The organism is Caulobacter sp. GW821-FHT12A07 (genome assembly GCF_058807655.1).
The window spans coordinates 399397-411575 of the sequence record NZ_JBXAQX010000001.1 but is presented as its reverse complement, the minus strand read 5'-3'; the positions used below and the strand labels follow the sequence as shown (position 1 = coordinate 411575).

The window sequence follows — 12179 nt, the reverse complement described above, 5'->3', positions numbered from 1 at the left end:
CGCTAGAAGGCGCGGGCTTGCGCGGAAGGACGGGTTCCGACCGCGAAGGCGCAAGAAAAAACCGCTTTGGTTCGAGGATTTAGAGACGTGTCACGTCTGGTGATGAAGTTCGGCGGCACCTCGGTGGCCGACCTGGAGCGCATCCGCCGGGTGGCGCGCCTGGTCGCCGCGGAAGTCGCCACGGGCAAGCAGGTCGCCGTCGTCGTTTCCGCCATGTCGGGCAAGACCAACGAGCTGGTCGCCTGGACGGACGGAGCCGGCCGCGCCGCCGCGGGCCTTCCCGCGTCTGACGACGAGTACGACGCCGTCGTGGCGTCGGGCGAGCAGGTGACCGCCGGCCTGCTGGCCATGACCCTGCGCAACATGGGCCACAAGGCCCGCTCGTTCCTGGGCTGGCAGGTGCCGATCCTCACCAACGAGGCGCACGGCAGCGCCCGCATCGAGGACATTCCGCCGGCCAATCTGGAAGCCTGCTTCGAGGCCGGCGAGATCGCCGTCATCGCCGGCTTCCAGGGCGTGACCAGCAAGCAGCGCATCACCACGCTGGGCCGTGGCGGTTCGGACACCAGCGCCGTGGCCATCGCCGCCGCGGTGAAGGGCGCCTGCGACATCTACACCGACGTCGATGGTGTCTACACCACCGACCCGCGGATCGAGAGCAAGGCCAAGCGCCTGGCCAAGATCAGCTACGAAGAGATGCTGGAAATGGCCTCGCTGGGGGCCAAGGTGCTGCAGACCCGTTCGGTCGAGATGGCCATGGCCCATCGCGTCCCGGTGCGGGTGCTGTCGAGTTTCGTCGAGCCGGGCGAAGCCCCGGGCCAAGGTACGATCGTCTGCGACGAGGAAGAAATCATGGAAAAGCGCATCGTCTCGGGCGTCGCCTACAGCCGCGACGAAGCCAAGATCACCCTGCTGGGCCTGCCCGACCATCCGGGCGTGTCCTCGCAGATCTTCGGCCGTCTGGCCGACGCCAATGTGAACGTCGACATGATCGTGCAGTCGCGCGCCCGCAGCGCCGACACCGCCAACATGGAGTTCACCGTCGGCAAGCGTGACGCCGCCCGCGCCGTCGAGATCGTCCGCGCCGCCCAGGTCGAGATCGGCTTCGAGGACGTGGCCGTCAACGAGGACGTCGCCAAGGTGTCGGTGATCGGCGTGGGCATGCGTTCGCACGCCGGCGTCGCCCAGTCGATGTTCGCGGCCCTGGCCGAGAAGAACATCAACATCCAGGTCATCTCGACCTCGGAGATCAAGATCTCGGTCCTGATCGACGCGGCCTACACCGAGCTGGCCGTCCGCGCCCTGCACGCCGTGTACGGCCTGGACCAGCTGTAAGAACGCGCATCCCCTCGTCCCAGGCGGGGCGAGGGGATCGCCGTTGCCTAAACGTCGTGCTCTGACGTTATGAAGGCGCACCAGCCTTCGAGAGTCCCATGTCCGACGTCTTCAAGTTCGATCCCGCCGCCAAGACCGTCACCTTCCACGGCGACGCCGGCCTCGAGCTGCTTTACGACCTGCTGCTGCGCGCCAAGTTCGGCGACGGCTACGAAAAGCCGCTGCTGGTCAGCCCGTGGCTGGCGGCGCTGCTGCGCCAGCTGGACCAGGCGCTGCCGGACGACGGCCAATGGTTCCCCGAAAAGCCCGGCCAGCCGATCTTCGACACCGACGACCTGCTGGCCATGGGCGACGCCGTGATCGAGGAAGGCCACACCGTCGGCTGGTGGACCATGACCGAGCCGGAAAAGCGCGACTACCTGCGCGACGTCGTCGCCGCGCCGCACCCGCTGACCGACCTGCAGGTCGAGTTCATCGAGAGCGACATCGACGCGGCCCTGGAGCAGGCCCGCCGCCTGGTCATGGACGCCGAGGAGCCCCTGGCCCTGCCGGGTCACGGCTGAGTTCGCTATAGTGAGGTCATGGGCCACGACCTGACCGCCCCCGCCGAGCTGTCCTTTCGCCGCTACAGCGTCGAAGCCATCTCGCACGCCCACGACTTCGACCAGATCGTGCTGCCGCGTCGCGGCGTTCTGGAGATCGAGATCGACGGCCGCGGCGGCCGGGTCGATCCGGGCAGCGCGGCGGTGATTCCGCCGGGCACGCGCCACGTCTGCGCCGCCGACGGCGAAAACCTGTTCGTGGTGGCCGACATCGGGTCCTCCCTGATGGCGCCGTTCGAGCGCCTGCGCGAAAAGCCGTTCGCCTGCGTCACCAGCCCGGTGCGCGGCCTGCTGTCGTTCCTGTCGGGCGAGGCGCCGGGCGGGATCGACGACGGCGTCGCGGGGCTGTGGACGCCGCTCCTGCTGCGCGGCCTGTCGAGCGGCCCGATCGCCGTCGATCCGCGCCTGGCCCGCGCCGCGGCGATGATCGAGGCCCGCTACCACCAGCCGCTGACCGTCCGCGACCTGGCGGCCGAGGCCGGCATGAGCCAGAGCCGCTTCTTCGACCGCTTCGCCGCCGCCTACGGCGCGACCCCGCACGCGGCCCTGATCCACGCGCGGCTGCGGGCCGCCCAGCGCCTGCTCGACGATCCTCTCCTCTCCGTCGCGGAGATCGCCGTCCGCACCGGTCACGGCGACCAGAGCACCCTGACGCGCCGCATGAAGGCCGCCCTGGGTGTCACGCCCGCGGCCTGGCGCAAGGGGCGGCGCTAGCCCCGGCCATACGTCCCGATCTGGCGTGGGGGGATGGTGCTCTTGGGGCTCCAACGCCCCCGCGCCGTGCGGTGGCTCCAAACAAAAGGAGCTCCAAGGATGACCGACGAACCCGTCTCCGACTTCATGAAACCCATACTGCTGTCGCCCGACGCGACGGCGGCCCGCGCCGGTTTCGGCTTTACCGGAACCGACAAGCTTCTGGGCTGGGGCAGCTATTTCCTGCCTTCGGCCGATAGCGCGGTCGACAAGCAGTTCGCCGTCGTGCAACGCCAGCAGCAGCCGGGCGGCGTGCTGGGCGCGATCTACGGCCAGAAGGTCTCGGACTATACCGGCGGCTCGTCCAGCGACGCCGACGCGCCGGTCAACGCCGCCGTGCACGGCTACAACCAGGTCGGCGCCAACGTGACCTACTGCAACGAACTGGGCGGTCTGTTCGTGACCGACAACTACTCCTATCACGGCCAGGGCTCGGGCGTGTTCTGCCAGGGCAACGCCAGGCATGGCGGCCGCGCCTGGGGCGTGCTCGGCGAGGGCAAGGAGTGGCCCGAACTCCTCACGGCCACGGCCGGGCAGACCCATTTCGACGTCCCGAACCATGTCCCCGGCAAGGTCGTGGTGCTGAAGAACAAAGTGGCGCTGCAGCGTGGGACCGATTTCACCGACAGCGACGGGCAGAAGATCGTCCTGAGCTCGCCGGCGGCCGCCGGCGACGAGATCAGGGCCTATCGCGAAGATCCGGCCTACGCGGTCATGGGCGCGGAGCTCGACGTCTACGCCGGCGCCGGATCGGACAACGCCAATCCCATTTCGGGTAACCGCGTAGGCCTTTCGATCTTCGCCTACCGGCTGTTCAAGGATGTCGTGCTGCCGGCCAGGGTCGGCACGCTGCTCAACCTGGTGTCCGATCCGGCGGACGGCGAGAACGTTACCGTCGACCGAGGGGTGCTGTTCCAGGGCAGGTTCGCCGCCGGGATCGATTTTTCGGCGACCAACGCCGCCTTCACCGACTACCTCATCAAGTTCCGCAACGGGGCCGGGGTCTCGGAGGCGGGCAACCTGGCGATCGGCGACGCGCCGCCGCTAGACACGCCCGGCCATGCGACTATCCGGGTGCGCAACGACACGTCGGGCGGTCTGATCGAGGTCGGCGGCGGCCAAACCCTCGGGCGCGTCCAGGCCTCGAACGGCTCCGGCGTCGTCTTCGGCTCGGATACCGACACCGACGTGCTGGTGACGCGCAAGGGCCTCGAGAGGCTGCGTGTGGGGGCAGGGGCGATCACCGCTTCGGTTCCGATCCGGCATCCGACCTACATCCGGTCGACCGCGCCCAGTCCGGCCATCGGCGCGGGCGCCGAGATCTACGTCTCCGACCTGACCGGCGGCGCCGAACTTTGCTTCTCGGACGGGGTGAACTGGCGTCGCAACTCCAACCGCGAAGTCATGTCCTGAGCCGGTCATTACGATTGAGACCAGGATCCATCCCTATGAACTGCTGATCCGCTGGACCGACGGCGTGATGACCGGCGCGCACTATGTCGAACTGGTCCAGACCGTGCGCGACGGGGTGGTGATCTCCACGGCTCCGACCGCCCCGCGCAGCATCGTCGACGCGGGGCGGCTGGCGGGCGAAGTGCTGGGCGTCGTCCAGGCCAGCGCCGTCGCCGACAAGCTGCGGGCGGAGGCCGAACTGGCCCTCGCTCTGGAGCGTATCGCCGTCCTGGAGGCGGGGCGCTAGAAGCCGCCGGGATCGGGCGCGGGCGGGAGCCTTCGCCCGATCTTCGGGAGTTTTCGCCAAAGCCAGGGCTTCACGCGCCTGCTAGGTCCGGGGTCATGATCAGTCCCCGGAACCTTCTGCTCGGTCTTCTCTACGGTCTCGTCGCCGGCGCCCTGTGGGGCGGGGTGTTCCTGGCGCCGAAGCTGCTGGAGGCGTTCACGCCGCTGCAGATGACCGCCGGTCGCTACATCGCCTACGGCCTGGCCGCCGCCGTGCTGCTGGCCCCGAGCTGGACGTCGGTGATGGCGCGGATGGACCGCCGCGACTGGCGCGATCTCGCCGGGCTGAGCCTGCTGGGCAACCTTGTCTACTATGTGGGCCTGTCGGTGGCGGTGCAGACGGCGGGGGTGGCCCTGGCCTCGCTGATCATCGGCCTGCTGCCCGTGACCATCACCCTGGCCGGCGCCCGGAAAGGCGAGGGGGCCCCACTGCGGGCCCTGGCCGCGCCGCTGGCCCTGATCATCGCCGGCGGGGTCTGCATCAACGTGGCGGTGTTCACGACGCCGTCGGACGTCCCGGTCGGCAAGCTGATCCTCGGCGTGCTTGGCGCGACCCTGGCCCTGGCGGTCTGGACCGCCTACGCCGTCTGGAACGCCCGCCGCCTGGCCGCGACCCCGAAGTTCAGCAGCCACGAATGGTCGCTGCTGACGGGCCTGGTCACGGGCTTGCTGTCGCTGGTGCTGGTGGTTCCGGCCTTCCTGATGGATGGCAAAGTTCATCCGCCGGCCGCCTGGGGCTGGTTCTGGATGGTCAGCTTCGCCGTCGCCATCGGGGCCTCGGTGATCGGCAACGGCCTGTGGAACGGCGCCAGCCGCCTCTTGCCGCTGTCGCTGTCGGGGCAGCTGATCGTGTTCGAGACCCTGTTCGCCCTGCTCTACGGCTTCCTGCACGAGGGCCGCTGGCCGCACGTGCTGGAGTGGTCGGCCATCGTGCTGATGCTGGCCGGCGTGCTGTGGTCGGTGCGGCTGCATCGACCGGGGGCGGCGCACGCGGGGGAGTAGCCTACCCCAAACCGTAAAATCCCCGCGAAAGCGGGGACCCAGGCTTTTTCTGAAACCCTCAGCGCTCGACGATAAAACACCTGGGGCCCCGCTTTCGCGGGGAGGGGAGCGCTGAAAAGCTCCGGAAAAACCTGACACCAACATGAACAGGCGCGTTCAGGTCGGGTTCAAACGACAAGGCTCATAAACATCCTCAACAGCGCCGCCTCCGGGTTTGGCGACGCTTCTGGAACAAGGAGCACTGCCATGAAGACCTTCGGTAAGTTCAGCAAGATCGCCATCAGCGCCACCATCGCCGGCGCGCTGGTCCTGCCCGCCACGGCCGCCTTCGCCGGCGATCGCGGCAAGAGCAACAAGACCGAGCGCGCGATCCTGGGCGCGGTCCTGGGCGGCGCGGCGGGCGCCATGCTGGGCGACGGCGACGGCGGCGCGATCGCGGTCGGCGCCCTGGCCGGAGGCGCCATCGGCGCGGCCACCGCCAAGGACAAGCGTCATCACCGCTACAGCAGCCGCTACGACGAGCGTCGCCCGTACTACAGCGACACCCGCTACGGCTATAACGACCGCTACGACCGTCGCGACCATCGCGATCGCTACGACAGCCGCTACGACTATTACGGTCAGCGCCGCTAAAGCTTGACCGCTGACAAGCTAGGCAAGACGCCGCCCCTTTCCGGAGGGGCGGCGTTTTTTGCGCTTAAGGGTCGAGGAAAAACACCGCGCTCACTGTGCGGCGCGCGAAATCTGCTATAGCGCGCATGACAGGACGACGTGCTTCGACGCGTCGGAACCAAGGGAGCGCACGACAGGCGACATGGCAGGCCCCGGCATCGCCGTTCGAGGACCCAGAAGCCTGCTTCGCCAGATCCGCGAGGCCATGGCCGGCGGCGGACCCGCCCAGGCCAAGCTCGACATGGTGGTGCGCACCATCGCCGTCTCGATGGTCGCGGAAGTCTGCTCGATCTATCTGCGCCGCGCCTCGGGGGATCTCGAGCTCTTCGCCACCGAGGGCCTGTCGCGCGACGCCGTCCACGTCACCCGGATGAAGCCGGGCGAAGGCCTGGTCGGCGAGACCATGCGCCTGGGCCGGCCGCTGAACCTGTCGGACGCCGCCAGCCACCCGTCGTTCTCCTATCGTCCGGAAACGGGCGAAGATCCCTACCACGCCTTCCTGGCGGTGCCGCTGCTGCGCGGCGGCCGGGCCATCGGCGTGCTCGTCGTCCAGAACCGCACCGAGCGGGTCTATGAGGACGAGGAGGTCGAAGACCTGCAGATAATCGCCATGGTGCTGGCCGAGATGGTCAGCTCCAGCGAGCTCCTGGGCGCCGATGAGCTCAAGGACGTCGAGCTGGCGCCGCACAAGCCCGAGCGGCTGAAGGGCGCGCGCTTCGCCGAGGGCCTGGCTTATGGCGTGGCCGTGCTGCACGAGCAGCCGGTGGCCCCCGAACAGCTGCTGTCGGACGACGCCCTGGCCGAGGAGGCCCGGCTGAAATGGGCCATCGAGGCCCTGCAGACTCAGATCGACGAGATGCTGGACGGCCAGCACGGCCTGGTCGGCGCCAGCTACGAGGTGCTCGACACCTATCGCCTGTTCGCCCACGACCGGGGCTGGAACCGGGGCCTGCAGGAGGCCGTGCGCTCCGGCCTGACGGCGGAAGCCGCGGTGGAGCGCGTGCGCTCCGAGCACCGCGCGCGCCTCGGCCAGGCCCGCGACCCCTATCTGCGCGAGCGCCTGCACGACCTGGAAGACCTCAACGACCGGCTGCTGCGGCACCTGTCGGGCGATGTCCACGCCGTGCGCCAGCTGCCCGAGGACGCCATCCTGATCGCGCGGAACCTGGGTCCCGCCGACCTGCTGGAATACGACCGCACCAAGCTGAAGGGCATTCTGCTCGAAGAAGGCTCGGCCGCCAGCCACGCCGGCATCGTCGCCCGGGCGCTCGACATTCCGTGCGTCGGCCGCCTGGCCGGCCTGCGCGACCGGGTCAGCGAGGGCGACCCGGTGGTGGTCGACGCCGAGACGGCCGAGGCCTGGCTGCGCCCGCGCCCCGACGTCGTGAAGGCCCTGAAGGCCCGGATGGAGGTCCGCGCCCAGCGCAAGGCCGAGTTCGCCCGCCTGCGCGACACCCCGGCCTTCACCCGCGACGGCTCGAAGATCACCCTGCTGATGAACGCCGGCCTGGCCGTCGATCTCGACATCCTGGGCGAGACGGGCGCGGAGGGCATCGGCCTGTTCCGCACCGAGTTCCAGTTCATGGTCGCCGAGGAGATGCCGCGGCTCGAGGCCCAGACGTCGCTCTACGAGAAGGTGCTGGAGGCCGCGAACGGCATGCCGGTGACCTTCCGCACGCTCGATCTCGGCGGCGACAAGCTGCTGCCGTACATGGAGCTGGAGCGCGAGGACAATCCGGCCCTGGGCTGGCGGGCCGTGCGCATGGGGCTGGACCGTCCGGCCCTACTGCGTCTGCAGATCCGCGCCCTGATCAAGGCCGCCGCCGGCCGCGAGCTGCGGATCATGTTCCCGCTGGTGGCCAATGTGGACGAGTTCCGCGCCGCCCGCGCCTTCGTCGACCAGGAAGTCGCCTGGGCCCTGAAGCGCGGCCGCCCCGCGCCGGCCCGCCTGGACGTCGGGGCGATGGTCGAGGCCCCGTCGCTTCTGTGGCATTTGGACGCGTTGCTGCCGATGACCGACTTCGTTTCGGTCGGCACCAACGACCTGATGCAGTACCTGTTCGCCGCCGACCGGGGCAATCCGCGGGTGTCGGACCGCTACGACCCGCTGTCGCCGGCGGCTCTGCGCGCGCTGAAGACCATCCAGCAGGCCTGCGAGGACACTGGCACGCCGGTGTCGGTGTGCGGCGAGATGGCGGGCCGTCCGCTGGAGGCTTTCGCCTTGGTGGCCTTGGGTTTCGACCGCCTGTCGATGCCCCCGGCCGGCATCGGTCCCGTCAAGCAGATGGTGCTGTCCTGCGACCGCGAGGCCGCCCGCCGCAACGTCGAAGCTCTGCTGAAAGGGTCCGGCGGGTCCTTGCGGGGCGAGATCGAAACCTTGGCCAGGAAGCTCTATGTCGCCGTCTAGACTGAGGGCGCGTTAACCTTGCGGCCAAGTTTAGTGCATTGAATCCGGCTACTTACTTTGATATCCACAATCAAATGTTAACAAAGGCCGGCTAGAGTCGGCGCAAGATCGGTCGGACTCTCGTGCGACGCGAATTTTCTGGGGTGATCTGTTCGTCATGCCGCTCGACACGGGCAGGGTGAGTCATTTGAGTCTGGTCGCCGAGGGCGACCGGGACGAGGCTGGGGCCATGACGGCCGGTCAGCCTTCGGTCGATCACGGCGTCGACCTGGGCGAAGCCCTGCGCGCCGCCCGCCTGTTCCACGGCATGACCTTGCAGGACGTGGCCGACGCCACCCGCATCCGCCAGGCCTATGTCGAGGCGCTGGAGGACATGCGCCTGGACGAACTGCCCTCGCGGCCGTTCACCATCGGCTACATCAAGGCCGTGGCCAACCTGCTGCACCTGGACGCCGAGGCGGCCGTGGCCCGCTTCAAGCTCGAAGCCCACGACGACGTCGAGCCCCTGCGCGCGCCGATCGGCGTGCATCGCCAGCGCGACCCGCGCCTGGGCCTGCTGCTGGCCGGCGGCCTGCTGGTCGGCGGCGCCATCGTGCTGTGGAACGTCGCCCAGCGCGCCATGACCCATGACGCCGAGCCCAAGGCCCAGGTGGCCGCTGGCGCGGTCCCCCAGAACACCCCGACGGCCGTCGCCGCCGGCGGCGCTGGTGGTGACGGGGGCGGCTCGGTGTCGCTCGGCGCGCCGCTGCCGGCTCCGGTCGAGTCGACCACCCCGACGCCTTACGTGACCCCCGGCCTGGAAGCCGCCGCCGCCGCCGGCGGTTCGGCCGACGCCGTGGCCGCCGCCGCCAAGGCCCGCAAGGAAGCCGAGGCCCAGGCCGCGCCCGAGGCGATCGCCAATCTCGGCGCGCCGTTCAAGTCCAAGGGCGCGATATACGGCGCGGCTGCGGCCGACTCGTCGGGCGTGATCCTGCAGGCCCGCAAGTCGACCTCGCTGGTGGTGCGCGGCGCCGACGGCGCGGTCTACTTCACCCGCTGGCTGTCGGCGGGCGACGCCTTCCGCGCCCCGCGCACGCCGGGCCTGGTGGCCGACATCGCCGAGCCGGGCGCCGTCGACGTGTTCGTCGGCGGGGTGCTGACGACGCGCCTGTCGGCCCCGCAGACGCCGCTGGCCAAGCTGGTTCCGGTCGCGCCCAAGCCCGTCGCGACCCCGGCCGCTCTGGCGCCGGCCAAGCCGCAATAGGGTCTTTGGTCGAAGCCTTCGCGCTCGGGCCTTCTATCCGTCACCAAGACCCACTAGATTGGCGCCATGGCCGCTGACCACACCCACGTTCGTCCCTGGCGCATGATCGAGCGCCGCAAGTCGCGCAAGATCCGCGTCGGCAGCGTCGAGGTGGGCGGCGACGCGCCGATCTCGGTGCAGTCGATGACCAACACCCTGACCAGCGACGCCGCCGCGACGCTGAATCAGATCCGCCAGCTGGAAGAGGCGGGCGCCGACATCGTCCGTGTCAGCTGCCCCGACGTCGACAGCACCGCGGCCTTCAAGACCATCGCCCGCGAGGCGAAGGTGCCGCTCGTGGCCGACATCCACTTCCACTACAAGCGCGGCATCGAGGCGGCCCAGGCCGGCGCGGCCTGCCTGCGGATCAATCCGGGCAATATCGGCAGCCCCGACCGCGTGCGCGACGTCGTCAACGCCGCCAAGGACCACGGCTGCTCGATCCGCATCGGCGTCAACGCCGGCTCGCTGGAGCGCGAACTGCTGGAAAAGTACGGCGAGCCGTGCCCCGACGCCATGGTCGAGAGCGCGCTGAACCACGCCCGCATCCTGCAGGACCACGACTTCCACGAGTTCAAGATCAGCGTGAAGGCGTCCGATCCGTTCATGACGGTGGCGGCCTATCACCAGCTGTCGGAACGCATCGACTGCCCGCTGCACCTGGGCGTCACCGAGGCCGGAGCCCTGCGCACCGGCACGGTGAAGAGCGCCATCGGCATGGGCTCGATGCTTTGGGCCGGCATCGGCGACACCATCCGCGTCAGCCTGGCCGCCGATCCGGTGGAAGAGATCAAGGTCGGCTTCGACATCCTGAAGTCGCTGGGCCTGCGCCACCGCGGCGTCAACATCATCGCCTGCCCGTCCTGCGCCCGTCAGGGCTTCAACGTCATCAAGACGGTGGAGCAGCTGGAAGAGCGCCTGGCCCACATCGCCACGCCGATGTCGCTGTCGATCATCGGCTGCGTGGTCAACGGCCCGGGCGAGGCGCTGATGACCGACATCGGCTTCACCGGCGGCGGGGCCGGGGCGGGCATGGTCTACATGGCCGGCAAGCCCGACCACAAGCAGTCCAACGAGGGCATGATCGACCACATCGTCGAGCTCGTGGAGAAGAAGGCCGCCGAGCTGCAGGCGGCCCAGGCCGCCAAGGCGATCGCGGCGGAGTAGAGCGGGCGGCGGGAGGCCTCTCGCCGACGTCGTCGCAAAAGCTTCAATTTTTCAAGGGCGTGCGGGCTGTCGCCGCCTCCTGTCGGTTTGAATTATTTCGATAACGACACTATGTTGCAGCTAGACTGTGCAATTGACCGCGTCTAGGTTGAGCTCTGTAACTTTGAGTTGGGGGCTACATGAACACCTATCTTCGCGGCGCGTCGCTGTTCCTGGCGGCGGCCTCCCTGAGCGCGTGCGCCACCGTCACGCGCGGCACCACCCAGTCCTTCACCGTCGAATCCTCGCCGCCGGCCGAGGTGAAGACCTCGACGGGCTTCAGCTGCCCGTCGACGCCCTGCACCCTGAAGCTGCCCCGCAAGGAAGGCTTCACGGTCACGGTGACCAAGGCCGGCTACAAGACCCACACTTCGGAAGTCGTCAGCAAGATGAGCGGCGGCGGCGGCGCGGCCCTGGCCGGCAACGTCCTGGCCGGCGGCATCATCGGCATGGGCGTCGACGCCTCGAGCGGCGCGCTCAACGACCTGACGCCCAACCCGCTGAAGGTGGTGCTGGAGCCGGAAGTCGCCACGGCGCCCGCGGCTGAAGCCGCCGCCGCCCCGGCCGCGAGCGGCACGCCGTGAGCGCGCTTCGCACCTTCGCCCGCGTCTCGCGCGCGGCCCTGGTCGGCGCCGGCCTGCTGACCCTGGCCGCCTGCGCCAGCGCCTCCAAGCCCGAGCAGATGACCATCACCGCCAGCACGGTTCCGGCCGCCGCTCCCGGCGCGCCGGGCTACAAGGCGTTCCGCGTGGCCGCCGTCCAGGGCGGCGGCGAGACCAACCCGCTGTGGATGTCCAACGTCTCCGACAAGGACTTCAAGCTGGCGCTGGAAACCTCGCTGAAGGGCCTGAACTATCTGGCCGACAGCAGCGACAAGGCTTCGCTGGAACTGAAGGCCAGCATCGTCGACCTGCAGCGGCCGATGGCCGGCATCGACATGTCGGTGACCTCGAAGGTGCGCTACAGCGCCATCCCGGTCGGCGGCGGCGCGCCGGTGTTCGACGACACGGTCGCGGCCACGGGCACGGCTCACTTCGGCGAGTCCCTGCTGGCCGTCGAGCGTCTGCGCAAGGCCAACGAGGCGGCGATGCGGGCCAATATCGAGGCCTTCGTCAAGCGCCTGCAGGAAGGCCTGAAGACCAAGGGCGGCGCCAGCAGCGCCAGCATGTACCAGCAGTAGGCG

Annotated in this window: 12 protein-coding genes; all 12 read left to right on the top strand. The window is 69.3% G+C overall.

Annotation, left to right across the window (positions count from 1 at the left end; genetic code table 11):
* Window positions 1-87: 87 nt before the first annotated feature.
* The 12 genes from AC1RRS_RS01970 to AC1RRS_RS01915 all read left to right on the top strand — a co-directional run bounded on the left by AC1RRS_RS01970 (window position 88) and on the right by AC1RRS_RS01915 (window position 12176).
* Window positions 88-1335 (top strand): aspartate kinase, encoded by a 1248-nt coding sequence (locus AC1RRS_RS01970; protein ID WP_110120202.1) that lies wholly within the window; start codon window positions 88-90, stop codon window positions 1333-1335.
* Between the two features lie 98 nt (window positions 1336-1433).
* Window positions 1434-1898, top strand: a complete 465-nt coding sequence (locus tag AC1RRS_RS01965; protein WP_487288094.1) for a hypothetical protein — start codon at window positions 1434-1436, stop codon at window positions 1896-1898.
* 18 nt (window positions 1899-1916) lie between these two features.
* The gene (locus AC1RRS_RS01960; RefSeq protein WP_492853713.1) at window positions 1917-2651 is read left to right on the top strand and encodes a helix-turn-helix domain-containing protein; all 735 of its coding nucleotides are present in this window, start codon (window positions 1917-1919) and stop codon (window positions 2649-2651) included.
* 99 nt (window positions 2652-2750) lie between these two features.
* Complete coding sequence (locus AC1RRS_RS01955; RefSeq protein WP_492853712.1) at window positions 2751-4103, top strand: hypothetical protein; 1353 nt, start codon at window positions 2751-2753, stop codon at window positions 4101-4103.
* A gap of 67 nt (window positions 4104-4170) precedes the next feature.
* Window positions 4171-4389, top strand: coding sequence for a hypothetical protein (locus AC1RRS_RS01950; RefSeq protein WP_492853711.1), 219 nt, complete (start codon window positions 4171-4173; stop codon window positions 4387-4389).
* 95 nt (window positions 4390-4484) lie between these two features.
* On the top strand, window positions 4485-5429 hold the full coding sequence (locus AC1RRS_RS01945) for a DMT family transporter (protein WP_492853710.1): 945 nt from the start codon (window positions 4485-4487) through the stop codon (window positions 5427-5429).
* Between the two features lie 246 nt (window positions 5430-5675).
* Window positions 5676-6062 carry a hypothetical protein gene (locus AC1RRS_RS01940; protein WP_492853709.1) on the top strand — a complete coding sequence of 129 codons (387 nt, stop codon included), beginning with the start codon at window positions 5676-5678 and terminating at the stop codon, window positions 6060-6062.
* 181 nt (window positions 6063-6243) lie between these two features.
* A complete protein-coding gene (gene ptsP / locus AC1RRS_RS01935; RefSeq protein WP_487288099.1) occupies window positions 6244-8508 on the top strand; it encodes a phosphoenolpyruvate--protein phosphotransferase in 2265 nt (754 codons plus the stop codon).
* Window positions 8509-8737: 229 nt separating this feature from the next.
* Complete coding sequence (locus AC1RRS_RS01930; RefSeq protein WP_492853708.1) at window positions 8738-9751, top strand: helix-turn-helix domain-containing protein; 1014 nt, start codon at window positions 8738-8740, stop codon at window positions 9749-9751.
* Window positions 9752-9817: 66 nt separating this feature from the next.
* A complete protein-coding gene (gene ispG, locus AC1RRS_RS01925) occupies window positions 9818-10957 on the top strand; it encodes a flavodoxin-dependent (E)-4-hydroxy-3-methylbut-2-enyl-diphosphate synthase (RefSeq protein WP_487288101.1) in 1140 nt (379 codons plus the stop codon).
* 179 nt (window positions 10958-11136) lie between these two features.
* The gene (locus tag AC1RRS_RS01920; RefSeq protein WP_492853707.1) at window positions 11137-11580 is read left to right on the top strand and encodes a translation initiation factor 2; all 444 of its coding nucleotides are present in this window, start codon (window positions 11137-11139) and stop codon (window positions 11578-11580) included.
* Complete coding sequence (locus tag AC1RRS_RS01915; protein ID WP_492853706.1) at window positions 11577-12176, top strand: hypothetical protein; 600 nt, start codon at window positions 11577-11579, stop codon at window positions 12174-12176. The genes AC1RRS_RS01920 and AC1RRS_RS01915 overlap by 4 nt, the downstream gene beginning before the upstream one ends.
* Window positions 12177-12179: the final 3 nt, after the last annotated feature.

What these genes read in the sequence shown, in the direction of transcription:
- AC1RRS_RS01965 (WP_487288094.1), top strand. Translation starts at nt 1,434, where the DNA reads ATGTCCGACGTCTTCAAGTTCGATCCCGCCGCCAAGACCGTCACCTTC.
- AC1RRS_RS01960 (WP_492853713.1), top strand. Translation starts at nt 1,917, where the DNA reads ATGGGCCACGACCTGACCGCCCCCGCCGAGCTGTCCTTTCGCCGCTAC.
- AC1RRS_RS01955 (WP_492853712.1), top strand. Translation starts at nt 2,751, where the DNA reads ATGACCGACGAACCCGTCTCCGACTTCATGAAACCCATACTGCTGTCG.
- AC1RRS_RS01950 (WP_492853711.1), top strand. Translation starts at nt 4,171, where the DNA reads ATGACCGGCGCGCACTATGTCGAACTGGTCCAGACCGTGCGCGACGGG.
- AC1RRS_RS01945 (WP_492853710.1), top strand. Translation starts at nt 4,485, where the DNA reads ATGATCAGTCCCCGGAACCTTCTGCTCGGTCTTCTCTACGGTCTCGTC.
- AC1RRS_RS01940 (WP_492853709.1), top strand. Translation starts at nt 5,676, where the DNA reads ATGAAGACCTTCGGTAAGTTCAGCAAGATCGCCATCAGCGCCACCATC.
- ptsP (WP_487288099.1), top strand. Translation starts at nt 6,244, where the DNA reads ATGGCAGGCCCCGGCATCGCCGTTCGAGGACCCAGAAGCCTGCTTCGC.
- AC1RRS_RS01930 (WP_492853708.1), top strand. Translation starts at nt 8,738, where the DNA reads ATGACGGCCGGTCAGCCTTCGGTCGATCACGGCGTCGACCTGGGCGAA.
- ispG (WP_487288101.1), top strand. Translation starts at nt 9,818, where the DNA reads ATGGCCGCTGACCACACCCACGTTCGTCCCTGGCGCATGATCGAGCGC.
- AC1RRS_RS01920 (WP_492853707.1), top strand. Translation starts at nt 11,137, where the DNA reads ATGAACACCTATCTTCGCGGCGCGTCGCTGTTCCTGGCGGCGGCCTCC.